Origin of the sequence: Bacillus cereus group sp. BfR-BA-01349 (assembly GCF_022663795.1) — a bacterium.
Taxonomy (GTDB): Bacteria; Bacillota; Bacilli; order Bacillales; family Bacillaceae_G; genus Bacillus_A; species Bacillus_A cereus.
This window is the reverse complement of the sequence record NZ_JAKUGE010000002.1, coordinates 15,039-40,844: the sequence shown is the minus strand read 5'-3', so window position 1 is coordinate 40,844 and position 25,806 is coordinate 15,039. Positions and strand designations below refer to the sequence as shown.

The following is a 25,806-nucleotide window of genomic DNA, read 5'->3' as shown; positions in this document are numbered from 1 at the left end:
TATGCGAATGTTGAATCATAAAAAAATACAAAAAAACATGGCATCACGCTTTTTAAAAGATCGAATTTACAAATTGTTATTTTATATAGCAATTTTATTTTCAATGGTAATTTTGTTTTTGTTACTTTTTCAAATTGTTGAAAAAGGTATAAGTTATCTTTCAATAAATTTCTTTACAAATTTCGCTTCACGTAATCCGAAAGAAGCTGGTATTGCTGCAGCTTTGTCAGGGACAATATTATTTATGAGTATTGTTATACCTGTTTCTTTTATATTTGGAGTTGGAACAGCGCTTTATTTAGAGCAATATGCGAAGGAATCTCTATTTAAAAAAATAATAGAGATTAATAATCAAACGTTAGCAGGAGTACCATCCGTTGTATTTGGATTGCTTGGTTTAACTATTTTTGTATATGCTCTTCATTTAGGAGAGAGTATAGTTGCAGCAGCACTGACGATGAGTTTACTCGTTTTACCAACAGTTGTTGTGGCGAGTCAAGAAGCAATTCGATCAGTACCAAGTGTATTATTAGAGGGTTCTTACGGATTAGGTGCTACGAAGTGGCAAACGATGTATCAAATTGTATTGCCATATGCTTTCCCAGGGATTATAACGGGCTGTACGTTAGCGATATCAAGAGCAATTGGAGAAGCTGCACCACTATTAGTTATTGGGGCACTTGCGTTTGCAAATTATGTTCCATTTAGTATGTTTGATAGATTTACAGTTCTACCAATTCAAATTTTTAATTGGATGAGTAGGCCACAAGAAGAATTTCAGTATGTAGCAGCAGCTGGGATGATTGTTTTGTTAGGTTTGTTGCTATTTATTAATATATTTGTTTTATGGTTACGAAATCGAAAATAAGTTGGAAGTGGATGAAAGGGGAATTCAAATGGTAGCAACAGTAGTAAATGTACAGGTGAAAAACGAAGAGAAAATCGAGACTGCGCCAAAGAAGGTAGTATTTGATACGAAAAACTTAAATTTATGGTATGGGGAAGACCATGCTTTAAAAGATATTAATTTAAGTATTCATGAGAATGAAGTTACAGCCATTATCGGTCCAAGTGGCTGTGGTAAATCAACTTATTTAAAAACATTAAATCGCATGGTAGAGTTAGTACCGATCGTTCGAACTACAGGTGTAATTGAGTATAGAGAACGCAATATATTTGATAAATCATATCCAGTTGAAGAATTAAGAACACATGTAGGAATGGTGTTCCAAAAGCCAAATCCATTTCCAAAATCTATTTATGAGAATGTAGCATACGGTCCAAAAATCCATGGTATTCGTGACAAAAAGACATTAGATGAAATTGTTGAAAAAAGTTTACGTGGAGCAGCGATTTGGGATGAGTTAAAAGATCGTTTGCACGATAATGCATACGGTTTATCTGGTGGACAGCAACAGCGTCTATGCATCGCGCGCTGCTTAGCTATTGAGCCAGACGTTATTTTAATGGATGAGCCAACATCGGCATTAGATCCAATTTCAACATTAAAAGTAGAAGAATTAATTCAAGAGCTAAAGAAAGATTTTAGTATTGTTATCGTAACGCATAATATGCAACAAGCAGCGCGTATTTCAGACAAAACAGCTTTCTTCTTAAGCGGGGAAGTTGTGGAGTATACAGATACAAACAAATTATTTACGACTCCTTCAGATAAGCGTACAGAAGATTATATTACAGGTCGATTTGGTTGATATCGTTTCAAAGCTAAGAGCAAATGCCCTCTTAACAGAGGGCATTTCTTATTTTATCTTACTGTTAATAGAGAAGTAATACTTCTCCTTATCTTAAGGTTTATTACAAGCATAAAAGCCCGATTGATGAGGGTTGATTAAAGTTTCACTTTTATATAATGGCACATAATATTGAGGGGGAAGAAAAATGGTAAGAGAACAGTTTCAAGGTGATTTAAAAGCGTTACAGCAAAAGGTGATCGAGCTTGGAGAATTAGCAAATGCGGCTTTATTGATTGCTATGGAAGGTCTGCATACAAGGGATGTAGAGAAAGCGTTAGAGGTCATTGATGGTGATTACCGCATGGATAATTTAGAAGAGGAAATAAACGATCTTGCGCTTATGCTCATTACGAAGCAGCAACCTGTAGCAAGTGACTTAAGAAGGATTTTTATTTCAATTAAAACAGCGACAGATTTAGAGCGTATTGCAGATCATGCTGTTAATATTGCAAAGGCTACAATTCGTCTTGGGGAAAAAGAAGTGGCTGTTAGTTTGCACAACCTGGATGAAATGTTTGCGGTTGCAAATGAGATGTTGCATTTAGCGTTAGAAGCATATGAACAAGAAAATTTAACTTTTGCGAAACAAATTGCTGAAATGGATGATTCCGTTGATGAAATATATGGAAAAGCAATTCGTGAGTTTATATCTTCGGTTCCGGAACAACCAGAAGCAATTACGCAAATTACACAATTATCATTTGTCGCGAGATATATTGAGCGTGTAGCAGATCATATTACAAATATTGCTGAAAATGTCTTTTATTTAGTAAAAGGAAAGCATTATTTATTGAATGAGTAGGAATTAAAGTAGGTGATGGGAAATCACCTGCTTTTTTTAGTCAAAACATGACAAAAAAAGCTCGTTGTTTCCTTTAGTTTATGATGATAAGATGTATCATAATGTAATGGAAAAATTAGTATATATGTTGGTCGTTAATAAGTATTATTTAACAATTAATAGTAAGCGCTTTCCTGTTGTTTGAAATGTACGTTTTTATAGGTGAGAAATTTAATTATATGGTCTTCTAAATGAGGATTTGTTTAACTAATCAAGTTTATGCAGCTAGTTCATGTGGGATAGGGAATATACATATGGTATATGGAGTTACTGAACATTATATAAGTGGAGGCTGAAGTATATGAAGGGGGTTATTTTAGCTGGAGGAAAAGGAAGACGCCTTAGACCATTAACATGTAATACTCCAAAGCCGATGTTACCATTATTAGAAAAACCAGTTTTAGAATATAATATTGAGTTATTACGTCAGCATGGTATTCGTGAAATTGCAATTACTGTTCAATATATGAGTACGACCATTAAGCAATATTTTGGTGACGGTAGTAAATGGGGAGTTAACTTGTATTATTTTGAAGACTCTCCTCCGCTTGGCACAGCAGGGAGTATTAAACAAGCAGAACAATTTTTAGATGAAACATTTGTTGTGATAAGCGGGGATGCATTAACTGACTTTCAATTATCAGAAGGAATTAGGTTTCATGAACAAAAGAAAAGAATGGTAACAATGTTTGTGAAAGAAGTAGAAAATCCACTCTCATTTGGTTTGGTTGTAATGAATAAAGACCAGGAGGTTACACGATATATAGAAAAGCCGGGCTGGAATGAGGTAGTATCTAATGTTGTGAATACAGGCATATATATTATGGAGCCAGAAATCTTTTCTTACATACCGCCTAGACAATTTTTTGATTTCAGTCATGATGTGTTTCCGTTATTGGCAAACAAAAATGTATTATTCGCATATTTGTCAGAAGGTTATTGGTTAGATATCGGCACATTTAATCAATATCGACAAGCACAATTTGATTTGTTAACGAAAAAGTTACAAGTACCTATTCCTTATACGGAAGTATTACCGATGGTATGGATGGGAGAAGGGGTGACGATTGGTAAAGGGACGAAAATTCATGGCCCCTCTTTTATTGGAGAAGGAGTAAAGATTGGTACAGGAGCTGTAATTGAGCCATATTCTATTATTGGGAAAAATAGTATCGTTTCAAGTTATTCTCATCTTCAAAAAAGTATTGTTTTTGCGAATGCCCACATTGGGAAGTATTGTGAACTATTAGAAACGACAATAGGAGAGCGTACAATAGTTGAAGATGATGTTACACTGTTTCAAAAAAGCGTTGTAGCGGATCACTGTCATATCGGGAGAAGTACGGTAATTAAGCAAAAAGGAAAAGTATGGCCTTATAAGGCGATTGATAGTCATTCGATAGTAGGAGCGGCTGGTATTCAAGAGAGTGAAATGAGTGCAGGGTGGTTACAAAAAAGCCGCATTGTAGGAAGAGGGAATGTTGAAATTACTCCTCAGTTTATCGTAAAGATTGCGATGGCGTATGGTTCTCTTTTTACAAAAGGAGAAAGTATATTAATTGGAAGTCAAGAAAATATAGAAACAACCTCTTATAAAAATTTATTTTTACATGCTATTCATGGTATAGGGATTCATACGATGGAATGTAAAGAAATGAACGAGTCACTTTTTCAATATAGTGTTCATCATTTGCAATGTGCAGGTGGTGTTTTCATTCAAGTGGAGAATGAGAATGAGATTGTTATAAAGTTATACGGTCAAGCTGGCATGCCGTTAACGTATAAGCAGCAAAAAGAGATAGAACAAGTATATATGTCCGAATTGTTTTATTACGTGCATGAGAAAGAAATGGGGCGTAATAAGCTCGCTCATGTTTCTATGAATGAGTATATAGAAGTTATATTGGAGCATATTGATATCGAGAAAATACAGATGCAGAAGTTTCATCTTCTTATTAATAAGAGAAATGATACGTTGCAACATTTACTCATGCTCTTTCTGCAAAGACTTGGTTGTACAGTTACATGGATTTATGCAAGCGAACAAAAAGATCATGTGAAAGCTTTGATGAAATCAAGTAAAGCGAATATGGCTCTTATGTTTTCTGAGCAAGGAAATCATTTCGAGTTATACGATAAACATAGTAATATTTACCAGGGGACAGATTTGGAAGAGGTAGATATTCCAGATTTCTTACTCGAATCGACAGGAAATATTTACCCAATGTCTTTGAAGTTAGGAGAATGTTATCTTCTATTTTATACGCAGGATGAAAGAAAGTCGTTTCAAGTAAGGTGGAAGCGAGATATTTTATATCGGATTGGAAAATTATTTGAGCTAATAGCATTGCAAGGAAAAACGTTCCTCAGCATAGTAGAGCAATCACCTCCGCTCTATTTACTTTATGATGAAGTGGTATGTTCATGGAATGAAAAAGGGGAAATTATGAGGAAATTATTGGATGATATAGAAAGGAAGGGAGAAGGTATATTTGAAGGAGTACAGTTCAAATATACTGAAAAAGAGTGGTCTTATATCGTTTCTGACACAAAACAACCAAAATTTTTGGTGTATTCACATGCTAGAAACCCAGTAATAGCAAGGGAAAACATGAAAAATCTTATAGAAAAAATTAGACAATATCAAAAGGTGTAGAATTTTTATTTTAAAAGTGGTATTATAGTATAGTCTGATTTAAGTTATTAGTACTGGAGGGAAATAAGAATGCGTGTGAATATTACTCTAGCATGTACAGAATGCGGAGATCGTAACTATATCTCAAAGAAAAATAAACGTAACAACGCTGAGCGTATCGAGCTTAAAAAGTATTGCAAGCGTGACAAGAAGTCTACGTTACACCGTGAAACAAAGTAAGCAGTAGGAATATTTTCCTACTGTTTCTTTTTTTATTCGATTCTTATGTTAAAAGTGATACACTATCAGCATAGAGTAAAGTGTCACTGTAAGGGGGAGAATGTGTGAAAGCAGAGAAAGTGCGTTTACGTAAACAAATAATAGAACACATGAATTCTTTATCAGAAGAACAGTATACAACTTTATCAGAACAGATTGCATTTTCGTTGTATGCGCAAAAAGAGTGGGTTGAAGCTAAAACAATTGGAATTACTCTTTCAATGGAAAATGAAGTGAATACATATCCTATTATTGAAAAAGCTTGGGAAGAAGGAAAGAAAGTTGTAGTTCCTAAGTGTAATAAAGGAACAAGAACGATGTCCTTCCGGCAAATTAATAATTTTGATCAATTAGAAACGGTGTATATGAATTTACGTGAACCGATTCCTGGGCTTACGGAAGAAGTGAATATGGATGAAATTGATCTTCAAATTGTCCCAGGCGTAGCTTATACAGAACGAGGAGAGCGAATTGGGTACGGCGGTGGCTATTATGATCGTTATCTCGTGTATTATAAAGGGAGAACGCTATCATTAGCGTATGATTTTCAAATGGTAAAACACATTCCGGTAGAGCCATTTGATAAAAACATAGAAAAAATTATTACAGAAAAAGGAACAATGCTTACAAATAAGCTTGTATAGACAAATAAAAATTGACGAGACTTTTTCTTCTTGATTATAATAAAATATGTGAACGTTTTCTTATTATAATTTTTTATAGTAAGTGAGCATAGAGGGTGATGAAATGGTATCCATTTATGATATTCAGCAATTGCTAAAGAAATTTGGTACGATTATTTATACGGGAGATCGAATTGCAGATTTACAATTAATGCAAGATGAATTGCGTGAATTAAATCAATCACAGCTAATCGATCCACAAGACTATCAAACAGCTTTATTTTTATTGAAGCAAGAAATTCAAAAAGAGCTAAATAAGAATTAGATAAAGGTAGGTAAGCAACATGGAAGAGAAATGGTTAGTTGGTGTTGACCTTGGTGGTACAACGATTAAATTAGCATTTATTAATGTATACGGTGAAATTTTACATAAGTGGGAAATCCCTACGAATACAGGTGAGCAAGGAAAACATATTACACTTGATGTTGCGAAAGCAATTGATAAAAAGCTAGAAGAATTAGGCGAATTGAAGAGCAAGTTAATTGGTATTGGTATGGGAGCTCCTGGTCCTGTACATGTGGCGTCTGGAATGATTTATGAAGCGGTTAATTTAGGGTGGAAAAACTATCCGCTAAAAGATTTATTAGAAGTAGAAACAGGATTACCTGTTGTTATTGATAATGATGCAAACTTAGCAGCGCTTGGTGAAATGTGGAAAGGTGCTGGTGAAGGTGCAAAAGATTTAATCTGTATGACACTTGGTACGGGCGTTGGTGGTGGTGTAATCGCCAATGGTGAGATTGTACACGGCGTGAGTGGTGCTGCTGGTGAGATTGGACATATTACAGTCGTTACAGAAAATGCTTTCCCATGTAATTGCGGAAAGTCTGGTTGCTTAGAAACAGTAGCATCTGCGACAGGTATTGTACGTGTTGCTATGCAAAAAATACAAGAGACTAATAAAGAGAGCATGTTGCGTTCTATGTTAGCCGAAGAAGGACGTATTACATCAAAAGATGTCTTTGAAGCACTTGGACAAGGTGATGAATTAGCAGGTGAAGTAGTAGAAAAAGTAGCTTCTTATTTAGGATTAGCTGTAGCGAACCTTTCTAGTACATTGAACCCAGAGAAAATTGTTATTGGTGGAGGCGTGTCTAAAGCTGGAGATGCGCTATTAGAACCAATTCAACGCTATTTCGAGCAATATGCTTTCTCACGTGCTGTAAAGAGCACGAAGTTAGCTATTGCAACACTTGGTAATGATGCAGGTGTTATCGGAGGAGCTTGGCTTGTAAAAAAGCACAAATACGAAGCGAAGATGATATAAGTTGTGAAATATGAAAAGAGGAAGGGGGAACCCTTCCTCTTTTTTGTGTGAAATCTCGATGAAGAATAAAGTGTAAACGAATTAAGCTGCTGGTGGATACCCGTTATATAGAACAGTCATGATCGTAAACCATCCGAAAACGAGTACAGTTGCAATTGCAAAGCCGCTCGCGAAAAAGTTTTTTTCACGAAGTGTTCTAAGCGTAGCAAATACAGCTAACAGAGTGACAAGTGTAAAAATAATAACAAGGCCCATACAATATCCTCCTCTGTCTACCCATTTCTTATTATGAGTTTTTGGAATATTTACTCTTTTATATTGTACATGTTTTAAAAATGATTGTCGAGATAGCATCCTTTCTTTTCCTCAGAGAAAGAAATGTTGTATCATTAAAAGTAAGTTTAATAACTGGAGGAGATTTTCATATGAAATGGATACAAATGCCGTTAGGCCCATTACAAACAAATGCTTATATTTTAATGAACGATCAAAAAGAGTGCATTATCTTTGACCCTGGTCATGAAGGTGAAAAGCTCGTTACATATGTACAAGAAGAACAATTAAAACCATTAGCTGTTTTATTAACACATGCTCACTTTGATCATATCGGTGCTGTTGATGCGGTAAGAGACACTTTTCATATTCCTGTGTACGTACATAAAGAAGAAGCAGATTGGTTAGGAGATGCAACTGTAAACGGCTCTCAAATTTTTATGATGAACCGCAGTATTACAGCAAAACCAGCGGATCATATTATTGATGCAGAAGGTACATTAACAATTGGATCATTTAATTTTGAAATTTTTGAGACACCAGGACATTCTCCAGGAAGTATTTCTTATTATAGTAAAGAGGCGAATGCTGTATTCTCAGGAGATGTATTGTTCCAAATGAGCATTGGAAGAACAGATTTACCTGGTGGAAGTTTCGCTGAATTAATTGGAAGTATTGAAGAGAAATTATTTGTATTACCAGATGAAACAGCGGTTTTATGTGGACATGGTCCAGAAACAAGCATTGGCTTTGAAAAAGAAAATAATCCGTTTTTACAATAAGGAGTCATTATGGGAATGGAGCTCATTTTAAGAGAATGGATGGGGAAAGAAAAGGATTATTCAATTTCATATAGTACGTATATGAACCTTGTATTGTATACAGAAGGTCATGGATATTATATGAAAGAACGTGAAAAGATTGGAAGACAAGGGGATTTTTTTACAAGTAGCAACGTATCCTCTGTGTTTGCAAAAACTTTTGCTAAACTTTTTATTCGTCTTGTTGAAAATGGTGAAGTTGCTCCGAATATTTGTGAAATTGGCGGAGGAACAGGGAAGTTTGCCTATGATGTTTTACAAGAATGGAAGCAATTATCTCCAAAAACCTTTATTGATTTAAACTATTCAATGATTGAAGTGAGCCCCTTTCATAGAAAATTACAGCAGGAGCACCTTGGCTCATTTTCTAATGTATCGTACTATACCTCCTATAGTGAAATGGGAGATTCTTTCGAGGGAATTCTTTTTTCGAATGAGTTGTTTGATGCATTTCCTGTTGAAATAATTGAGAAAAGAAATGGTATGTTGTATGAAGTACGTATTACATATACAGAGGAAGGAAGCCTTTCAGAAGTATGTAGGCCGTTAGATAAAAGAATTGGTCGCTATTTATTGAAATATAATATTCATATTGCTGAAGGGCAACGTTTTGAAGTACCAATTGTGATGGAGGAGTATATAAAAGAAATTGCGAAATGGTTTCAAAAAGGTATATGTATTACAGTTGATTACGGATACACAAAAGAAGAATGGATGCATCCAGCACACCGTGAAGGAAGTTTGCGAGGGTATTATCAGCATAAGCTAATACGTAACCCACTAGCGCATCCAGGTGAAATGGATCTTACTACTCATATTCATTGGGACGAGCTAAAGGAGATGTTTAGTATGCAAGGAATGAATGCAGTATGGCATAAGAAACAATCTGAGTTCTTGTTAGCTGCAGGGATATTAGAACAGCTTACGAGCCATCAAGATACGAATCCTTTTTCTGAAACGCAAAAACAAAATCGAGCTGTTCGTTCTATGATTTTGAATGGAGGAGTAGGGAGTGCATTTGATGTTGTTATACATACAAAAGATATGCAACATTTACATTTGGATCGGTATGTAACAATATAAAAAACAAGACACAGTATATACTGTGTCTTGTTTTTTAATACGACTTATGTAGTATTATATATTTCCTCTCATGATATATATTTATATTAAAGATATGAGATGAAAAATATAGAATACGTTCTTTTTCTTCGATTATTAGTCCCTAACCTAATAATACGCGAACGAGTTGAATGATTGTTTCATTCTCTACTTTGTAATAAATTTCTAATCCTTTTCTTTCACTAGAAACGATTTTAGCGCTTTTTAATTTTGCTAAATGCTGTGAAATTGTAGATTGTGGCATGTTTAAGCCAGTATACATTGTAGAAACGTTGCTTGGACCGCGCTCGATTAATCCTTTTACGATACATAAACGAACAGGATGAGCTAGCACTTTTAATAATTCTGCATTACTTTCATATAGTTCTAATTCTTTTTGAAAGGTTTCTAACATGTTCTTTTCCACCTCCGTGTGAGCTATTATACCATACTATACATACCAAAAATTTAAAGAAAAGAAAATAGTTGTTGCAGAAAAAAAGTCTTAAAGTAAAGAAATTGTAAGAAAAGAGACCCTGATGTAAATAAAATAGGTAAATTAGCATGTTTTTGTAAAATGACATTTTTGGGTGAAAATTTCGATGCGTTTTAAAAATTGAAAGATATAGATATATTTGTAACACAATTTTATCATGATTTTCTTATTCTTTCAAATGAATATACGAAATTTTTAAAATAATATGATAAAGGAATTATAATGATATATATAGAATATAAAACAGGTTAAAAGAAAAGAAGCTGAATGTAATTCGCTTCTTTATGGTGATAATGAAATATTTGATTACGGCTGATAAATCTTAGGATGATCAATTCATTAGTCATTTATTCTAAAATTCATCTTTTAGCAACGTTAAAAATCTGTGATTCCATATGTTCTCATAAAAATCAATTGTCTCTTTTGCGGACATAAAAGGATTATTCAACGTAGAGGTTGTTTTCTGTACCATAAAGTTTTCGTATCCTAGTCCGTGGGCAAACTTAATCGTAGCATCCATACAGTACTCTGTTTGGGCGCCACAAAATTCAATGCAATTTACAGATAATCGATCTAAAATTTCTTTTAAGTTTGTTTTATAAAATGAATTTGCATGTGTTTTTCTTACAAAAAAATCTTGTTCTTGAACATCTAGATCGGTATGAATAGCCCAAAGTTCTTTCTCGGGTACTAAATCATCATCACAATGTTGAACAAAAAGGATTGGTTTATTTAATTTTCTGTATGAATAAATTCTTTTATTTACTTTTGTTAGTAAGTTCTGTAAATCAAATAAATGCTCCTCGCTATAACATACGCCATTTTGTAAATCGATAACGATTAAAATATCTGAACAAGTATCCATTATTTTCACCCCTTTTTATTTCTTAATATATCAATTAATCCATTATTTAGAAATAGATGATATACTTTTATTTTTTTATGGACTATAAGAAAAGAAGAAATTCAAATGAATATAACTAAAACGCAGAAAAAGAAGATATGAAAACCTAATCTCATATCTTCTTTTTCTCTATGCATTTACAGGTTCTTCTACATAAGAAAGGGCATTTTCAAAATCGGATATTAAATCGTTAACATTTTCAAGACCGACTGATAACCGAAGTAATGAATTAGAGATTCCTCTTTCATCACGAGCTTCTTGCGACAGTGCTGCATGTGACATTTTTGCTGGATAAGAAAGAATTGACTCTACAGCTCCTAAACTAACTGCAAAAACTGGTAATCTTACTTTTGATAAAAATTGGCGGAGTGCATCTTCTGACTGCAAAGTAAACGATAAGACCGCTCCAGCTGATGTTGCTTGAGATTGTTGAATATCAAATCCGAGATGTGTTTGTAATCCCGGATAATAGACATTTTGTACTTTAGCATGCTCTTGTAAATAATGTGCAATTTTATTCGCATTTTTAGCTGAATGCTCGAGGCGTACATGCAATGTTTTTAGACCGCGAAGTACGAGAGAACAATCTTGAGATCCTAAAATAGCACCGAATGCATTTTGTAAAAATCCAAGCTTTTGAGCGAGTTCTGCATCCTTTACTACTGCTAATCCGGCAGTAACATCACTATGACCAGCAATAAATTTTGTAGCACTATGAAGAACGACATCAGCTCCAAGTTCAAGTGGTTTTTGGAATAGTGGTGTCAAAAATGTATTATCAACAAAAGTAAGAGCGCCAATAGATTTTGCGAGTTTAGAAACCTCGCGAATATCTGTCACTTTTAAAAGTGGATTAGAAGGTGTTTCTACATAAAAGAGCTTTGTATTTGGTTTCATGTTTTGTTTTATTTCTTCTAAATTGGTCATATCAACAAATGTATGTGAAACACCGTAACGGGAGAGTACCTCAGTTATCACTCGGTAAGTGCCTCCGTACACATCTTCTGAAATGAGTACGTGATCACCTTGTGAAAGAAGGAGGAATGCAGTGGAAATCGCTGCAATGCCTGATGCAAAGGCGAATCCTTTTGTTCCGCCTTCTAATAAAGCAATGATATCTTCAAGAGCTTCACGAGTTGGATTTCCTGACCTGCTATAGTCATATTTTCCGAACGTATCTACATCAAACTGGTGAAAAGTTGATGTGTTATAAATAGGAACGTTCACAGCGCCTGTTTGCGAGTCATGTTTATATTGGTTGTGTAGTAAGAGTGTATCTATAGAATAGCTCATATTCTTACACCTTCTTTTACGAGTTTAATGGCTTGCTTTAAGTCTTGAATTAAATCGTTACTATTTTCAATGCCAACTGAGAATCGAAGAAGACGATTGCATACGCCGTTTGCTGTTCTAATTTCTTCAGGAATATCAGCATGTGTTTGCGTTGCTGGATAAGTCATTAAACTTTCTACACCACCAAGACTTTCGGCAAATGTAATTAAGGATAAAGATTGTAAGAATGGATTAATCCAAGCTTCATCTTTAAGGCGGAATGAAATCATGCCGCCTCTTCCTGGATAAAATACATCTGTTACCCCGTCTTCATCGCTTAAATACGCAACAACTGCTTTCGCATTTTCTTCATGTTGTCTCATGCGAAGCGCTAACGTTTTCATACCGCGAATTAATAACCATGAGTCAAATGGGCTTAAAACTGCACCTGATGCATTATGATAATGAGCGATTTCCTCGCAAAGTTCCTTTCCTTTTGCAACGACAAGCCCGCTTAGTACATCGTTATGTCCTCCTAAATATTTCGTTGCGCTATGAAGTACAATGTCAGCACCTTCTGTTAATGGTTGCTGTATATAAGGTGTGTAGAATGTGTTGTCTACAATAAGAAGTAGTCCGTGCCTTTTCGCTACAGTTGCGACAGCAGCAATATCAGTAACTTGCATTAATGGATTAGTTGGAGTTTCTATGAAAATAGCCTTCGTTTCAGTTGTGATAGCTTGCTCAATTTGTTTAATAGACTGTGTATTTACGTATCTACATCGAACATTCCACTTTTTTTCATGCTCAGAAAATAATCGATACGTTCCCCCGTATAAATCTTCAGATACAATAAGTTCGTCTCCAGAGCGGAATAGAGAAAGGACGAGGAGAACAGCCGCCATCCCTGAACTACAGGCATAACCTTGTTCGCCATATTCTAAGTCTGCAATCGCCTGTTCTAAAAGACCGCGAGTTGGATTGCCAGTTCGTGAATAGTCAAAGCCAGTAGATTTACCAATTCCTTCGTGACGATAAGCGGTTGAGAAATAAACTGGTGGATTAACCGTTCCAGTTGTAGTTTCACTACGATTTCCGATTTGTGCTAGTTTGGTTTCGATTGTTGACATGTGAAAATTCCTCCTTTTTAAATTGAAACATTAAGTGAATATAAAATAAAAAAAGCCTTCTAAGAAGAAGGCTTTCGGTTTGAATAGAGTCTTCTTCTCATCTGTCAAATCTTTCACAATTTGCTGGAATTAGCACCTTATTAACAAAATGTTAATGGTTGCTGAGGCGTCACAGGGCCAGTCCCTCTACCTCTCTAGATAAGAATGTTCGTATGAAATTTTTATTATGTTTTTAACTTTACAATAAAAGATAATTGAATTGCAACTTTATTTTAAATAATTTTTATTTTTCCGCAAGTGTCATTGACTTTTACTTTTGTGCATGCTAAATTTATTAAAAAATTAACAAACATTGTTAAAAGGGGAACGCATTTCCTTTTAGCTACATAAATAAAATAATAAAGACAACTCTTATTGAGAGCGGTGGAGGGAAAGGCCCTGTGAAACCCGGCAACCTTCAAACGAAATGTTTGAAACGGTGCTAATACCTGCAAAACGAATGTTTTGCATAATAAGAGGAGGAACAATTATGTCCCCCTCTTCAAAGTGAAGAGGGGGTTTTTATATTGATAGAAATGAGGGAGATTCGTGAAATTACTAGATTTATTATCAAAAGGAATTGTAATAGGTGATGGTGCGGTTGGAACGTTATTGCATTCACATGGTTTGCAAAGTAGCTTTGAAGAATTGAACGTATCTGATCCAGATCTAATTATATCCATTCATAAACAATATGTAGCTGCTGGAGGATGTAATTCAAACGAATACGTATGGAGCAAATGAGGCGAAATTACGTATGTATGGTTTAGAAAATCAAGTTACAAAAATTAATAGAGCGGCAGTGAAATTGGCGAAAGCATCTGTGACAGATAAAAATGCAATTTTAGGAACAATTGGTGGTATGAAACATATCGGAGCTGTTACAACGACTGATATGGAAAGGGAGTTTATGTTACTTGAACAGGCGGGGGCTTTACTAGAAGAACAGGTTGATGGATTACTATTAGAAACTTTTTATGATGAATTTGAATTACTTCATGCTGTTAAAGTGTTGCGTAAGCAAACGAATATTCCGATTGTTGCGCAATTAGCATTACATGAAGCAGGTACGACTCAAAATGGAAATGATGTCAATGAAATATTAAAGCAGTTTATAGATTACGGTGCAAATGTTGTTGGATTGAATTGTCAACTGGGGCCGCTTCATATGACGGAAGCTTTCAAAATGATATCGATTCCGCAAAATGGCTATTTATCAGCATACCCAAATGCAGGTCTCCCGAATTATGTAGAGGGACGTTACGTATATGAGGGAAGCCCAGCTTATTTTGAAGCGATGACACCGAAATTTATTGAGCAAGGTATTCGGTTATTGGGTGGCTGTTGTGGTACGACTCCAGAACATATTCAAAGTATGAAGCGCGCTGTTGCGAATATTACCCCTGTAATAGAAAAAGAAACGATTCAAAGGCCAAAAGTCGTTCATACGCATGAGAAACGTTCGAAGGCTCACGTCACTCTAGCAGAGAAAGCAAAAAAACAAACGACAGTTGTAGTGGAATTAGATCCACCGAAAACGTTAGATACACAGCGTTTTTTTGAAGGAGCAAGAGCGTTAAAAAGAGCGGGAGCAGATGCTATTACTCTAGCAGATAATTCATTAGCATCGCCTCGTGTCTCTAATATGGCGATGGGTGCGTTATTAACGAAGCATGATATCCCAGTATTGACGCATTTAACGTGTAGAGATCATAACGTCATTGGACTACAATCTCATTTGTTAGGTTTATCGGCGTTAGGGATGGAAGAAGTGTTAGCTTTAACTGGTGATCCAGCGCGCGTTGGTGATTTTCCCGGTGCCACTTCTGTATATGATTTATCCTCTATTGAGCTTATTAAAATGATTAAAGAAATGAACGATGGACGTTCAATTTTAGGGAAATCAATTGGACCGGCGACAAGGTTTTCTGTAGGCGGCGCATTTAATCCTCACGTGAGGCACTTAAAAGCAGCGGTTAAGCGAATGGAGCGAAAAATAGATGCTGGAGCGGAGTATTTTTTAACTCAGCCAATTTACGATATCAAGTTAATTGAAGAAGTGTATGAAGCGACAAAGCATTTGGAACAACCTATTTTTATTGGAATTATGCCGTTAGTAAGTAAGCGGAATGCAGATTTTCTTCATTTTGAGGTGCCGGGTATTACTCTTCCTGAAGAAATAAGAGAGAGAATGGATGGACATGAAACGAAAGAGGCAGCAATTGAGGAAGGGATTCGCATTTCACAAGAATTGATCGATGCGGCAATGAAATATTTTAATGGTATTTATCTTATTACACCATTTTTAAAGTATGAAATTACAGAACATCTTGTTAAATATGTAAGAGAAAAGCAAGAAGTGAAAGAAGGTATTAATTGATGAAGTGTATAGAAGAAAAATTGAAAAATAGCATTTTAATATTAGATGGTGCAATGGGGACAATGATTCAGCAAGAGGATTTAACTGCTGAAGATTTCGGAGGAGAAGAGTACGAGGGCTGTAATGAATATTTAGTGGAAACAAGACCAGACGTTATTTTAAAGATTCATAAAGCTTATATTGAAGCTGGAGCGGATATTATTGAAACAAATACATTTGGGGCAACGAATATTGTACTAAGTGATTATGAGCTGTCTCATTTAGATGAAGAACTAAATGAAAAGGCAGCACTTTTGGCGAAGCAAGCTGTTAAAGAAAGCGGGAAGGAAGTATATGTTGCGGGAGCGATGGGACCAACAACGAAAGCAATTAGTGTTACTGGTGGTGTGACTTTTGAAGAATTGATTGAGGCTTATACAAGGCAGGCACGAGGATTATTAAAAGGAGAAGTTGATGTATTACTCGTTGAGACGAGTCAAGATATGCGTAACGTGAAAGCAGCTTATATTGGAATTCAAGCCGCTTTTGAAGAACTAAAAAAAACGGTTCCTATTATGATTTCAGGTACGATTGAGCCAATGGGAACGACTCTGGCTGGGCAAACAATTGAAGCTTTTTATTTATCAGTAGAACATATGAAACCATTATCTGTTGGGTTAAACTGTGCGACTGGTCCGGAGTTTATGAGGGACCATATTCGTTCACTATCTGATTTATCGGAGTGTTACATTTCTTGTTATCCAAATGCAGGTCTTCCTGATGAAGATGGACATTACCATGAATCTCCATCTTCTCTTGCTGAAGAAGGATGGGTTAATATTATTGGTGGTTGTTGTGGCACGACACCAGAACATATAAAAGCAATGAAATCCGCGCTAGCATCTCTTAAGCCTCGTGACCACCATGAGAGAGAAGGACATGGAATTAGTGGATTAGAAGCACTGCAATATGATGAGTCTATGAGACCGTTATTTGTAGGTGAAAGAACGAATGTTATTGGGTCACGTAAATTTAAACGATTAGTAGCAGAAGGGAAATTTGAAGAGGCTGCTGAAGTGGCAAGAGCGCAAGTGAAGAAAAATGCTCATATTATTGATATTTGTATGGCAGATCCTGATCGCGATGAAATAGAAGATATGGAAAACTTCTTAGCAGAAGTTACGAAAGTTTTAAAAGTACCGATTATGATTGATTCAACAGATGAAAATGTGATGGAGCGAGCTCTTACTTATATTCAAGGAAAAGCTGTTATTAATTCAATTAATTTAGAAGATGGAGAAGAACGATTTAAAAAAGTGACACCGCTTCTTCAGAAGTATGGTGCTGCTATAGTTGTAGGAACAATTGATGAAGACGGTATGGCGGTTAGTGCGGAGCGAAAGATAGAAATTGCGAAAAGAAGCTATGAATTACTTACAAAGAAGTATGGGATACGCCCGTCAGATATTATTTTTGATGCACTTGTGTTTCCGGTAGGGACAGGTGATGAAGAATATATTGGTTCAGCAGCAGCGACTATAGAAGGAATTCGCCTTATTAAAGAAGCGTTACCAGAGTGTTTAACGATTTTAGGGGTAAGTAACATATCATTTGGTTTACCACCGGCTGGACGTGAGGTATTAAATTCAGTCTTTTTATATCATGCTACGAAAGCAGGGTTAGATTACGCAATTGTGAATACGGAAAAATTAGAACGCTATGCGTCGATTCCAGAGGAAGAAAAACGCCTTGCAGATGCACTACTGTTTGAAACGACGAAAGAGACGTTAGAAGAATTTACAAACTTTTACCGAGTTGCTAAAAAGAAAGATATCGTTGTGCAAGAAACGTTAACGCTTGATGAAAGACTAGCAAATTATATTGTAGAAGGTACGAAACAAGGATTACACGAGGATTTAAGTCTTGCGCTTGAAGAAGGAAGAAAACCTCTTGATATTATTAACGGTCCGCTTATGACAGGGATGGATGAGGTAGGACGACTATTTAATAATAATGAACTTATTGTTGCTGAAGTATTGCAAAGTGCTGAAAGTATGAAAGCTGCTGTAAGCTATTTAGAGCCACATATGGAATCTAGTGATAGTGCGAAAAAAGGGAAAGTATTATTAGCAACTGTAAAAGGTGACGTGCATGATATTGGGAAAAATCTCGTTGAAATTATTTTAGCAAATAACGGATATGAGATTATTAATTTAGGAATTAATGTACGTTCGGATCGAATTGTTCAAGAAGTACAAGAAAAGAAGCCGGATATTATAGGCCTTTCAGGTTTATTAGTAAAATCAGCGCAACAAATGGTAACGACTGCTGAAGATTTAAAAGCAGCAAATATTGATGTTCCCATTGTTGTAGGTGGTGCAGCGTTAACGAGAAAGTTTACAGATAATCGGATTTCACCATCATATAAAGGGCTCGTTTGTTATGCGAGTGATGCGATGACGGGGCTCGATATTATTAATAAGCTTCAAAAAGAAGAAGAGCGTGAGAAGATGAAACAGGATAAAAAAGAACGTCATCTTCATATCGTAAAAAAAGAGGAGAAGAAAGTAGAAATTCCAGCAGTAATTGAGCCATTACCGAAGGCTGAAGTTATCGTGCCTGATTCAACAAAACGAATTGTATTACGCGATATTCCGGCCCTTCATCTCGCTCCATTTTTAAATAGACAAATGCTACTTGGGCATCACCTTGGATTAAAAGGAAATGTGAAGAAGCTTTTGAAAGAGGGAGATAAGAGAGCACATGAATTAAATGATTTAATAGATGAATTATTGCAGGAAGGACAATCTTGGTTAAAGCCGAAAGCAGTGTATCAATTTTTCCCAGCGCAAAGCGACGGACAAAACATTGTAATATATGATCCAGAAGATCATACGCGTGTTATAGAGCGTTTCACATTCCCTAGACAAGGAAAGGCTCCCTATCGTACTTTAGGTGATTATTTGCGCCCAATAGGAGATGAGATGGACTATGTTGCTTTCTTATCTGTTACGGTTGGGGAAGGAGTTCGGGACATTGCAGAAGAGTGGAAGGCGAAAGGTGATTACCTACGTAGTCATGCCATTCAATCGTTAGCGCTTGAATTAGCGGAAGGACTTGCTGAAAAAACACATATGCTCATTCGTGACCGCTGGGGCATTCCGGACTCACCGGAACTGACGATGGAAGAACGTTTCCGTACGAAATATAGAGGAATAAGAGTGTCATTTGGTTATCCGGCGTGTCCAGAACTTGCAGATCAAGAAAAGCTATTTCGCTTAATTCATCCAGAGGAAATAGGTATTTCATTAACAGAAGGATTCATGATGGAGCCAGAAGCGTCCGTAACGGCTATGGTATTTTCTCACCCTGAGGCAAGATATTTTAGTGTATTATAGTCTAGAAGGGGGAGACGTATGAAGAAAATAGTCTTTACAGGTGGCGGTTCGGCAGGACATGTAACACCTAATTTAGCCATTATCCCATATTTACAGGAAGACAACTGGGATATCTCTTATATTGGTTCTCATCAAGGTATTGAGAAAACGATTATAGAAAAGGAAGGCATTCCCTACTATAGTATTTCGAGTGGAAAGCTACGTCGTTATTTTGATTTGAAAAATATAAAAGATCCTTTTCTTGTAATGAAGGGTGTTATGGATGCGTATGTAAGGATTCGAAAACTAAAACCAGATGTGATTTTTTCAAAAGGCGGTTTCGTATCTGTACCAGTCGTAATTGGAGGATGGCTAAATAGAGTACCAGTTTTATTACATGAATCTGATATGACACCAGGACTAGCAAATAAAATTGCGCTTCGTTTTGCTTCGAAAATATTTGTTACGTTTGAAGAAGCAGCGAAACATTTACCGAAAGAAAAAGTAATATATACGGGATCTCCTGTACGTGAAGAAGTGCTGAAGGGAAATCGTGAAAAAGGTTTAGCGTTTTTAGGTTTTTCACGTAAAAAGCCAGTTATTACGATTATGGGAGGCAGCTTGGGCGCGAAAAAAATTAATGATACGGCTCGAGAAGCATTACCAGAACTTCTTAAAAAATATCAAATTGTTCACCTTTGCGGAAAAGGTAACCTTGACGAAAGTTTACAAAATAAAGAAGGATATAGACAATTTGAATATGTACATGGAGAACTGCCAGACATATTAGCGGTAACAGATTTTGTTATTTCACGCGCGGGCTCCAACGCAATTTTTGAATTTTTAACATTACAAAAGCCGATGGTTTTAATTCCATTATCGAAATTTGCAAGCCGTGGAGATCAAATATTAAATGCAGAGTCCTTTGAAAGGCAAGGGTATGCCTCCGTATTATATGAAGAAGATGTAACTGTAAAATCTCTTATAAAGTATGTCGAAGAATTGAATCAAAATAATGAAAAGTATAAAACAGCACTAAAAAAATATAATGGAAAAGAAGCAATTAAAACAATCATTCAAAATATTTCAGAGGCATGATGAAACAATCATGCCTCTTTTAGTAGGGTGAAAGATTCCAAGAATTGATATTTTTATGTTACAATAAAGTGAAACTTTAATCAGTTGGGTTCATCCCACATCTAACTTCTTTACTGTTATTGAATTTTGAGGAGGGAGTCTTACTGCCCTCAAATAGCGGGATAACAAATGGGTTAATAGGGAAATTCCAATTAATGAGGCGTGAAAATACGAATGGATTAGGAGTGACTGTGTTGGAGCTAAGTCTCTATGAAAATACTGCACTTATTATATGCTTTGTGTTGTACGTTGGTAGTGTTATTGTTTATATTTCAAGGAAATTTTCGCAAGAAAGAGAGCTTGAAAAGTCAGAGATAACAGCTGAACTAGAAATGTTAGCTGATGAAAGTTATAAAAAACAAAAAATAAAAGAAGACCATGAAGCATCCCATCATTTAAACGCAAATAAGTTTTAAAGATGGGGATTTTTTTTGAAGTTGTTCTTTATTATAGCTATAACAAATAACGCTAAAAAGGAGTTTCCCCATACATAATGAAGGAGTGTATATAAATGAATTTTTATATCGCCTCAGGTTTCCAAAATAAACATCTTGTACATTCCGTAGCAAATGAACTGAAACATGCAGGATGGCACCATACATATGATTGGACCAAAAACGAAAGAGCAGCGAATGAAGAACGATTAAGAGAAATTGGTCAGGCAGAACGAAATGCTGTAAAAGAAGCGGATGTATTTTTACTTATATTAGATGGTGGAAACGGGAGTCATACAGAGTTTGGAATGGCGATTGCACTAGAGAAAACGATATATGTATATCATGCAGGAAACCCGCTCCAAACAACGTTCTATCACTTGCCAGAAATAAATATTTTTGAAGGAGATGTAGCTGAGTTTGCATCTTATGTTATGAATCATGTGAAATAATAGTAACTACCTAAAAGGTTATAAAAGTGATCTTTTGGGTACAGTGATGATAAGAAACGTATATAAAGGAGTACATAATATGAAATTAGAAAATGGATGGGAAACGAGCTTTTTAGAAGTCGTACAAAATAGTGAATTTAAGAAAGAGGCACTTCTTAGTCAATTGCTTTGTCAGGATAGTGAAGAAGTAGAAGAGCTTGTGGATGATTACGGCTACGAAGAACTTGTTGAACGTGAACATGATGATGAGTTAGCTGAAATCTTAGGAGAAGAACTTTTTAGTGAGATGGAACGCCAAGTATTCTTATCTTCAAATCCAGAAGAAAAACTTATTTCATTCGTCAATGGATTAGGTTTTCATGTGCTAGATTGGATCGTTCTTCTTGAAACAGAATTTGGCATTGATAGTGCAAACTTTACATCAGATGCTGTGAAGGTGTTAGAAAAGCGTTTCAGACAGTTTCCATACATAGAGGACAAGACAATTTTTGATATGACATTTGGAGAATCGATGGATGTATTAGAATCTGTTACAGGATTACAACTAAAGGAAAAGATGAACGTATAATGAAAAAAGAACGTGATTGGATCACGTTCTTTTTTTACATAATAATAATTTTATCATCTAGTTTTGTCTGCCCGGTAAGAAGTGCGTTTAAATATTCCACTTTTCTTATACAAGCTTGTATATGTCTTTCAATCTCTTGTAACTCTGCTTGGTGATGCGTTTCAATCGGATGAATTTGTACGTTGAATTTTTCAAATTGACTACTATATGTTATTTCTGCATAGCCGCTCATAATATCGGTTTCGTTATGAAATAAAAATTGCTTCGTTTTGTCACAGAATGATACATCCTGAAAGCCATATACTTTTAATGCTTCAATTACTTTTTTAATCATTTTTGTATTCATTTTTTAACCCTCTTTACGAAGTTCTACTTATATATTATAACATAAAAAATTACATAGAAAGCGCTTCCAAGAGTATTTTATTATAAACTTTACGTTTCAATCACAAAAATGAAACAAAGAAAAAATAATTGTAAAGAAGGAAGGACTCTTTTATTGTTTCGTCATATATATATAGAAATAGTGCAATGAAAGGAAATTTTCCGAGGTGGAGATCGTATTTCCAATTTGAGCGCAGTAAAAGAGGTGAGAATTTTGAACTTTGATATTGTAGGACAAAAAGCATATATAAAAGATGGACCGCATCGGAACCGAATTGGAATTGTAAAGAAAAACGAGACAAAATTAGCATCGCAGTTTGCTATTGTAATTGGAGAACAAATCATTGATGTAGAGCTCAAGGATATCGTGTTAGTTGGAGTAGACGTAGGACAATTTCATAAATGGTGCGAACAAAATGGTTATTTGTGAAAAGGACGGGCTGTGAGATAATGAAATATATTTGAGGAAAGAGGATATGTTATTATATTCTCTTTTTCTATGTTTAAGGAGGCGAAAATGAAATATAAAGAACAGGAGTTTACGTTGGAGTTAAAAGAGAACATTCAATGTATGGAGAAGGAAATAGAGCGAATATCACTTAAACTGCATAAAGAGTATGCGCATTTATACATAGAAAAACATATGGAATTAGATATGGGATTTGCAAGAGAAAAAGAGAATCCCTTTGAGGTGGGTTATTATTCATCAGTTGCCATAGCTATATTAGATGAAGAAAAAGAGATGATTGAATTTCACTATATTCCAATTTGGAAATGCGAAAGAATCTTGTTAGGAATGTCAATTCAATCAAACATTTTTGGGAGTAAGAATTCTCAAGATAAAATCTATAAAGAGGGAACGGAATAAAAAAGACGCTAACAATTGTATGTTAGCGTCTTTTTTTCATTATGAAGCAATTTCACCAGTTTTTGTATCATCTTGATTGTACGTATCTTGATCTAATTCACCAAGCCATTTACTTGAAATAAGACCTGCTGTCATAGAACCACTTACGTTAAGAGCTGTACGCCCCATATCGATTAATGGCTCAACCGAGATAACTAGAGCAACAATACCGATTGGTAAGTTCATTGTAGATAGTACGATTAAAGCTGCGAATGTTGCGCCGCCACCAACTCCGGCAACACCGAATGAGCTAATAGCGATAACAGCGATTAAAGTTAAAATAAATTGTGGTTGTAATGGATCAATTCCTACAGTTGGAGCGACCATCATTGCAAGCATTGCTGGATAAATACCTGCGCAACCGTTTTGTCCGATAGATACCCCAAATGAAGCTGCGAAGTTTGCAATTCCTTCGGAAATACCAAGCTTTTCTTTTTGAGCTTCAATATTTAATGGCATCGCACCAGCACTAGAGCGAGATGTGAATGCAAAAGTTAGTACAGGGAACACTTTTTTCAAATATTGAATTGGATTTAAACCAGACAATGCAATTAATAATAAGTGAATGATAAACATTACGATAAGTGCTACGTAAGAGGCTAACACGAAGTTACCAAGTTTTAAAATAGCATTTATATCGCTACCAGCAACTGTTTTTGCCATAAGAGCTAATACGCCGTATGGAGTAAGGCGTAAAATTAATGTTACCATACGCATTACGATTGCATATACAGCATCAAGCATTTTCTTAAATAGTTCTGCTTGTTCTGGATATTTTCGTTTTACACCTATAAAGGCAATGCCGATAAAGGCTGCAAATATTACGACAGAAATTGTTGATGTTGGACGAGCGCCTGTTAAATCAAGAAACGGATTTGTAGGTAATAGCTCTAATAATTTATCTGGAATTGTTGTCTTTTCAATAGAAGTAAATCTTTCTTCAACTAGTTTCAGACGAGCAGATTCTGCATCACCTTGTTGCAAGCCTGTTGCAGATACATCAAATCCTGCACTTGCAGCGATACCGACAGCTGCAGCGATTCCTGTAGTAAGAATTAAAATTCCGATAATAAGACCACTGATTTTACCAAGGTTTTTCGTTAACTGTAATTTTGTAAAGGCTGAAATAATAGATACTAAAATAAGTGGCATAACGATCATTTGAAGTAATTTCACATAACCGTTACCGATTAAGCCAAACCAAGTATTTGATTCAATAATTACTTTAGAAGTTGGTTCATAAATAAATTGTAATATAAGACCGAATATAATTCCGACTCCTAAAGCAGTAAATACACGTTTATTAAAAGATACATGCTTACGTTGCATATAATATAATACGCCAACTAAAATGAGCATGACTGCAACGTTAATTCCGACAAGCAGTGTATTCATGTTGATTCCCCCTAATTCCAATCTGTTATATAGAATATAAGGCAATAAAACCTATAAGTCAACTAGGAAATTCCGGAATTAAAAAAAGATGGCAAAATGCCATCTTTTAATGTCCAGCCCCAGGGACAAGTAAAAACGTCGTGTAGTATGTAAATCCTATGAAGAAAACAGTTAAATATGCCCCAAATACGTATATATACATACGCTCTGTTAATTTTAAATAGCTTAAAAGTACGAAGAAACCTGTTTGTCCTAAAAATAGTAGTGCGGTCTGTTGCATATCCCCTACGTAAAACATAACCGAGAAAATTCCAGTCCAAAAGCCGAGAACGCGAAACATGCGCTCCATGCCATCTCCCTCCTTTTCTAAAAAAAGTAAACCTCACCTCATTATAGTTTATTTTTCTTACTATTGTAAATATTCATTCATATAAAAAGAAGCCAATTATTATTGGCTTCTTTTTATATGAGAAATTAAATTGTTAGTTTATAATTACAAGATTTACATCCATCTAATAGACTATCATTTCCAGTTAATTCCATGTTAGGGAATAGGATTTCAAAAATTCCTTTCATCATATCTCCGTGCATGTTACAAATTTCAGTTGGATGATGAACAGCAACTTCTTTAAATGGACAATTGTGTACATCATAGAAAATTTTTGTTCCATCTGCACTTAATTCAAATGCAGGTGATAAGCCAGCTGTTGAGAAAGCTTCTTTTGCAATTTGAACTTTTTGTTCCACTGTTAAAGCATCTTCACTCACATTTAAACGTTGCATATGTTGTTGCATTAATTCAGCTCCGAATTGTTTTCCTGTTTCGTATAGCGCTTTCTCACCAGCAGCGCCAAGGCTAAGTAAAGAATTAAATGCGATTCTTGCTAACAATTGATAATCACGGAATGGAAATTGTAATTGGATAACATCTTCAGATAAGACATACAATCTGCTCGGTCTTCCGCCTTTTCCAGTTTTCTTCGTTTCCGATTTTAGCATATGAACATCTTCTAATTTAGATAAATGTAAACGCGCTACGTTTGGATGAATATCGAATTCATCTGCAATTTCTTGTACCGTTACGTAACTATGTTTTTGCGAAATATATTTATAAATGTAATAACGAGTTGGGTCAGATAATACACCTGTAATTTTTAAAGCTTGTTCCATGAGGATCTCCACCTTTATCACTTTATCCAAGATAATAACATTATAATACAGATAAACATTATTATAGGTAATTTCAGACAATAATTCGGAAATTGTTCATAATTTCACAAATATATTTTTCCTTTTT

The 25,806-nt window shown here is 35.3% G+C and carries 26 protein-coding genes, 1 pseudogene and 2 riboswitches; of the genes and pseudogenes, 18 read left to right on the top strand and 9 right to left on the bottom strand.

Annotated features, from left to right (window positions below; all coding sequences use genetic code 11):
• The first annotated feature begins 1 nt into the window (after window position 1).
• The 8 genes from pstA to glcK all read left to right on the top strand — a co-directional run bounded on the left by pstA (window position 2) and on the right by glcK (window position 7,460).
• Window positions 2-868 carry a phosphate ABC transporter permease PstA gene (pstA, locus tag MR169_RS01515; protein WP_001242564.1) on the top strand — a complete coding sequence of 289 codons (867 nt, stop codon included), beginning with the start codon at window positions 2-4 and terminating at the stop codon, window positions 866-868.
• A 28-nt stretch (window positions 869-896) separates the two neighbouring features.
• Window positions 897-1,712: a phosphate ABC transporter ATP-binding protein gene (gene pstB / locus MR169_RS01510; RefSeq protein WP_000226681.1), complete on the top strand. Its 816-nt coding sequence runs from the start codon at window positions 897-899 to the stop codon at window positions 1,710-1,712.
• 187 nt (window positions 1,713-1,899) lie between these two features.
• Window positions 1,900-2,556 carry a phosphate signaling complex protein PhoU gene (phoU, locus tag MR169_RS01505; protein ID WP_000251240.1) on the top strand — a complete coding sequence of 219 codons (657 nt, stop codon included), beginning with the start codon at window positions 1,900-1,902 and terminating at the stop codon, window positions 2,554-2,556.
• A gap of 340 nt (window positions 2,557-2,896) precedes the next feature.
• Window positions 2,897-5,251: a sugar phosphate nucleotidyltransferase gene (locus tag MR169_RS01500; RefSeq protein ID WP_000679341.1), complete on the top strand. Its 2,355-nt coding sequence runs from the start codon at window positions 2,897-2,899 to the stop codon at window positions 5,249-5,251.
• Window positions 5,252-5,320: 69 nt separating this feature from the next.
• Window positions 5,321-5,470 (top strand): 50S ribosomal protein L33, encoded by a 150-nt coding sequence (rpmG, locus tag MR169_RS01495; RefSeq protein WP_001265616.1) that lies wholly within the window; start codon window positions 5,321-5,323, stop codon window positions 5,468-5,470.
• A 104-nt stretch (window positions 5,471-5,574) separates the two neighbouring features.
• Entirely contained in the window at window positions 5,575-6,153 is a 579-nt protein-coding gene (locus MR169_RS01490; protein WP_242318790.1) for a 5-formyltetrahydrofolate cyclo-ligase, read from the top strand.
• Between the two features lie 103 nt (window positions 6,154-6,256).
• On the top strand, window positions 6,257-6,457 hold the full coding sequence (locus MR169_RS01485; protein ID WP_000253699.1) for a YqgQ family protein: 201 nt from the start codon (window positions 6,257-6,259) through the stop codon (window positions 6,455-6,457).
• 19 nt (window positions 6,458-6,476) lie between these two features.
• A complete protein-coding gene (gene glcK, locus MR169_RS01480; RefSeq protein WP_000391701.1) occupies window positions 6,477-7,460 on the top strand; it encodes a glucokinase in 984 nt (327 codons plus the stop codon).
• 81 nt (window positions 7,461-7,541) lie between these two features.
• Here glcK and MR169_RS01475 read toward each other — a convergent pair whose 3' ends face one another.
• A complete protein-coding gene (locus tag MR169_RS01475) occupies window positions 7,542-7,715 on the bottom strand; it encodes a DUF2759 domain-containing protein (protein WP_000524852.1) in 174 nt (57 codons plus the stop codon).
• Between the two features lie 170 nt (window positions 7,716-7,885).
• Between MR169_RS01475 and MR169_RS01470 the strand changes: the two genes are divergently transcribed.
• Both MR169_RS01470 and MR169_RS01465 read left to right on the top strand, forming a co-directional pair.
• Window positions 7,886-8,515 (top strand): MBL fold metallo-hydrolase, encoded by a 630-nt coding sequence (locus MR169_RS01470; RefSeq protein ID WP_000871238.1) that lies wholly within the window; start codon window positions 7,886-7,888, stop codon window positions 8,513-8,515.
• 9 nt (window positions 8,516-8,524) lie between these two features.
• Window positions 8,525-9,637 (top strand): class I SAM-dependent methyltransferase, encoded by a 1,113-nt coding sequence (locus MR169_RS01465; RefSeq protein WP_000525141.1) that lies wholly within the window; start codon window positions 8,525-8,527, stop codon window positions 9,635-9,637.
• 142 nt (window positions 9,638-9,779) lie between these two features.
• Here the strand turns inward: MR169_RS01465 and MR169_RS01460 are convergent, their stop codons facing one another.
• The 4 genes from MR169_RS01460 to metI all read right to left on the bottom strand — a co-directional run bounded on the left by MR169_RS01460 (window position 9,780) and on the right by metI (window position 13,457).
• The gene (locus tag MR169_RS01460) at window positions 9,780-10,070 is read right to left on the bottom strand and encodes an ArsR/SmtB family transcription factor (RefSeq protein ID WP_000894377.1); all 291 of its coding nucleotides are present in this window, start codon (window positions 10,068-10,070) and stop codon (window positions 9,780-9,782) included.
• Window positions 10,071-10,503: 433 nt separating this feature from the next.
• Entirely contained in the window at window positions 10,504-11,016 is a 513-nt protein-coding gene (locus MR169_RS01455; RefSeq protein ID WP_000379179.1) for a cysteine hydrolase family protein, read from the bottom strand.
• A 168-nt stretch (window positions 11,017-11,184) separates the two neighbouring features.
• Window positions 11,185-12,348 carry a cystathionine beta-lyase gene (metC, locus tag MR169_RS01450; protein ID WP_242318789.1) on the bottom strand — a complete coding sequence of 388 codons (1,164 nt, stop codon included), beginning with the start codon at window positions 12,346-12,348 and terminating at the stop codon, window positions 11,185-11,187.
• Window positions 12,345-13,457, bottom strand: a complete 1,113-nt coding sequence (gene metI / locus MR169_RS01445; RefSeq protein WP_000103892.1) for a cystathionine gamma-synthase/O-acetylhomoserine thiolyase — start codon at window positions 13,455-13,457, stop codon at window positions 12,345-12,347. The genes metC and metI overlap by 4 nt, the downstream gene beginning before the upstream one ends.
• Before the next feature lie 94 nt (window positions 13,458-13,551).
• A riboswitch (SAM riboswitch) is annotated at window positions 13,552-13,662 on the bottom strand.
• Window positions 13,663-13,865: 203 nt separating this feature from the next.
• Window positions 13,866-13,975, top strand: a riboswitch (SAM riboswitch).
• Between the two features lie 70 nt (window positions 13,976-14,045).
• On the opposite strand from metI, the pseudogene MR169_RS01440 reads away from it, so the two are divergent.
• The 6 genes and pseudogenes from MR169_RS01440 (at window position 14,046) to MR169_RS01415 (ending at window position 21,823) form a co-directional block, all read left to right on the top strand.
• Window positions 14,046-15,876, top strand: a pseudogene (locus MR169_RS01440) (bifunctional homocysteine S-methyltransferase/methylenetetrahydrofolate reductase).
• Window positions 15,876-19,253: a methionine synthase gene (gene metH, locus MR169_RS01435; RefSeq protein WP_242318788.1), complete on the top strand. Its 3,378-nt coding sequence runs from the start codon at window positions 15,876-15,878 to the stop codon at window positions 19,251-19,253. Before MR169_RS01440 ends, metH begins: the two are co-directional and overlap by 1 nt.
• An 18-nt stretch (window positions 19,254-19,271) precedes the next feature.
• Window positions 19,272-20,330: an undecaprenyldiphospho-muramoylpentapeptide beta-N-acetylglucosaminyltransferase gene (gene murG, locus MR169_RS01430; protein WP_000724777.1), complete on the top strand. Its 1,059-nt coding sequence runs from the start codon at window positions 19,272-19,274 to the stop codon at window positions 20,328-20,330.
• A gap of 194 nt (window positions 20,331-20,524) precedes the next feature.
• Window positions 20,525-20,785, top strand: coding sequence for a DUF3966 domain-containing protein (locus MR169_RS01425; RefSeq protein WP_001250699.1), 261 nt, complete (start codon window positions 20,525-20,527; stop codon window positions 20,783-20,785).
• A 95-nt stretch (window positions 20,786-20,880) separates the two neighbouring features.
• Window positions 20,881-21,255: a nucleoside 2-deoxyribosyltransferase gene (locus tag MR169_RS01420; RefSeq protein WP_016118628.1), complete on the top strand. Its 375-nt coding sequence runs from the start codon at window positions 20,881-20,883 to the stop codon at window positions 21,253-21,255.
• A 79-nt stretch (window positions 21,256-21,334) separates the two neighbouring features.
• Window positions 21,335-21,823 carry a hypothetical protein gene (locus MR169_RS01415; protein WP_000764267.1) on the top strand — a complete coding sequence of 163 codons (489 nt, stop codon included), beginning with the start codon at window positions 21,335-21,337 and terminating at the stop codon, window positions 21,821-21,823.
• Window positions 21,824-21,857: 34 nt separating this feature from the next.
• Here MR169_RS01415 and MR169_RS01410 read toward each other — a convergent pair whose 3' ends face one another.
• A complete protein-coding gene (locus MR169_RS01410) occupies window positions 21,858-22,169 on the bottom strand; it encodes a hypothetical protein (protein ID WP_001093237.1) in 312 nt (103 codons plus the stop codon).
• A gap of 252 nt (window positions 22,170-22,421) precedes the next feature.
• On the opposite strand from MR169_RS01410, the gene MR169_RS01405 reads away from it, so the two are divergent.
• On the top strand, window positions 22,422-22,637 hold the full coding sequence (locus MR169_RS01405) for a DUF3912 family protein (protein WP_001008326.1): 216 nt from the start codon (window positions 22,422-22,424) through the stop codon (window positions 22,635-22,637).
• An 87-nt stretch (window positions 22,638-22,724) separates the two neighbouring features.
• The gene (locus tag MR169_RS01400; RefSeq protein WP_242318787.1) at window positions 22,725-23,075 is read left to right on the top strand and encodes a hypothetical protein; all 351 of its coding nucleotides are present in this window, start codon (window positions 22,725-22,727) and stop codon (window positions 23,073-23,075) included.
• A gap of 39 nt (window positions 23,076-23,114) precedes the next feature.
• On the opposite strand, the gene MR169_RS01395 is transcribed toward MR169_RS01400, so the two are convergent.
• From MR169_RS01395 to MR169_RS01385, 3 genes are all read right to left on the bottom strand, one after another.
• Window positions 23,115-24,509: an L-cystine transporter gene (locus MR169_RS01395; protein WP_001094336.1), complete on the bottom strand. Its 1,395-nt coding sequence runs from the start codon at window positions 24,507-24,509 to the stop codon at window positions 23,115-23,117.
• 106 nt (window positions 24,510-24,615) lie between these two features.
• Entirely contained in the window at window positions 24,616-24,858 is a 243-nt protein-coding gene (locus tag MR169_RS01390) for a DUF2626 domain-containing protein (RefSeq protein ID WP_000440721.1), read from the bottom strand.
• Between the two features lie 125 nt (window positions 24,859-24,983).
• Window positions 24,984-25,679, bottom strand: coding sequence for a helix-turn-helix transcriptional regulator (locus MR169_RS01385; RefSeq protein ID WP_242318786.1), 696 nt, complete (start codon window positions 25,677-25,679; stop codon window positions 24,984-24,986).
• Window positions 25,680-25,806 lie beyond the last annotated feature (127 nt).

Excerpts from the sequence above, each read along its gene's own strand:
- pstA (WP_001242564.1), top strand. The coding sequence starts at position 2 with ATGCGAATGTTGAATCATAAAAAAATACAAAAAAACATGGCATCACGC.
- pstB (WP_000226681.1), top strand. The coding sequence starts at position 897 with ATGGTAGCAACAGTAGTAAATGTACAGGTGAAAAACGAAGAGAAAATC.
- phoU (WP_000251240.1), top strand. The coding sequence starts at position 1,900 with ATGGTAAGAGAACAGTTTCAAGGTGATTTAAAAGCGTTACAGCAAAAG.
- MR169_RS01500 (WP_000679341.1), top strand. The coding sequence starts at position 2,897 with ATGAAGGGGGTTATTTTAGCTGGAGGAAAAGGAAGACGCCTTAGACCA.
- rpmG (WP_001265616.1), top strand. The coding sequence starts at position 5,321 with ATGCGTGTGAATATTACTCTAGCATGTACAGAATGCGGAGATCGTAAC.
- MR169_RS01485 (WP_000253699.1), top strand. The coding sequence starts at position 6,257 with ATGGTATCCATTTATGATATTCAGCAATTGCTAAAGAAATTTGGTACG.
- glcK (WP_000391701.1), top strand. The coding sequence starts at position 6,477 with ATGGAAGAGAAATGGTTAGTTGGTGTTGACCTTGGTGGTACAACGATT.
- MR169_RS01475 (WP_000524852.1), bottom strand. The coding sequence starts at position 7,715 with ATGGGCCTTGTTATTATTTTTACACTTGTCACTCTGTTAGCTGTATTT.
- MR169_RS01470 (WP_000871238.1), top strand. The coding sequence starts at position 7,886 with ATGAAATGGATACAAATGCCGTTAGGCCCATTACAAACAAATGCTTAT.
- MR169_RS01465 (WP_000525141.1), top strand. The coding sequence starts at position 8,525 with ATGGGAATGGAGCTCATTTTAAGAGAATGGATGGGGAAAGAAAAGGAT.
- MR169_RS01460 (WP_000894377.1), bottom strand. The coding sequence starts at position 10,070 with ATGTTAGAAACCTTTCAAAAAGAATTAGAACTATATGAAAGTAATGCA.
- MR169_RS01455 (WP_000379179.1), bottom strand. The coding sequence starts at position 11,016 with ATGGATACTTGTTCAGATATTTTAATCGTTATCGATTTACAAAATGGC.
- metC (WP_242318789.1), bottom strand. The coding sequence starts at position 12,348 with ATGAGCTATTCTATAGATACACTCTTACTACACAACCAATATAAACAT.
- metI (WP_000103892.1), bottom strand. The coding sequence starts at position 13,457 with ATGTCAACAATCGAAACCAAACTAGCACAAATCGGAAATCGTAGTGAA.
- metH (WP_242318788.1), top strand. The coding sequence starts at position 15,876 with ATGAAGTGTATAGAAGAAAAATTGAAAAATAGCATTTTAATATTAGAT.
- murG (WP_000724777.1), top strand. The coding sequence starts at position 19,272 with ATGAAGAAAATAGTCTTTACAGGTGGCGGTTCGGCAGGACATGTAACA.
- MR169_RS01425 (WP_001250699.1), top strand. The coding sequence starts at position 20,525 with ATGAGGCGTGAAAATACGAATGGATTAGGAGTGACTGTGTTGGAGCTA.
- MR169_RS01420 (WP_016118628.1), top strand. The coding sequence starts at position 20,881 with ATGAATTTTTATATCGCCTCAGGTTTCCAAAATAAACATCTTGTACAT.
- MR169_RS01415 (WP_000764267.1), top strand. The coding sequence starts at position 21,335 with ATGAAATTAGAAAATGGATGGGAAACGAGCTTTTTAGAAGTCGTACAA.
- MR169_RS01410 (WP_001093237.1), bottom strand. The coding sequence starts at position 22,169 with ATGAATACAAAAATGATTAAAAAAGTAATTGAAGCATTAAAAGTATAT.
- MR169_RS01400 (WP_242318787.1), top strand. The coding sequence starts at position 22,725 with ATGAAATATAAAGAACAGGAGTTTACGTTGGAGTTAAAAGAGAACATT.
- MR169_RS01395 (WP_001094336.1), bottom strand. The coding sequence starts at position 24,509 with ATGAATACACTGCTTGTCGGAATTAACGTTGCAGTCATGCTCATTTTA.
- MR169_RS01390 (WP_000440721.1), bottom strand. The coding sequence starts at position 24,858 with ATGGAGCGCATGTTTCGCGTTCTCGGCTTTTGGACTGGAATTTTCTCG.
- MR169_RS01385 (WP_242318786.1), bottom strand. The coding sequence starts at position 25,679 with ATGGAACAAGCTTTAAAAATTACAGGTGTATTATCTGACCCAACTCGT.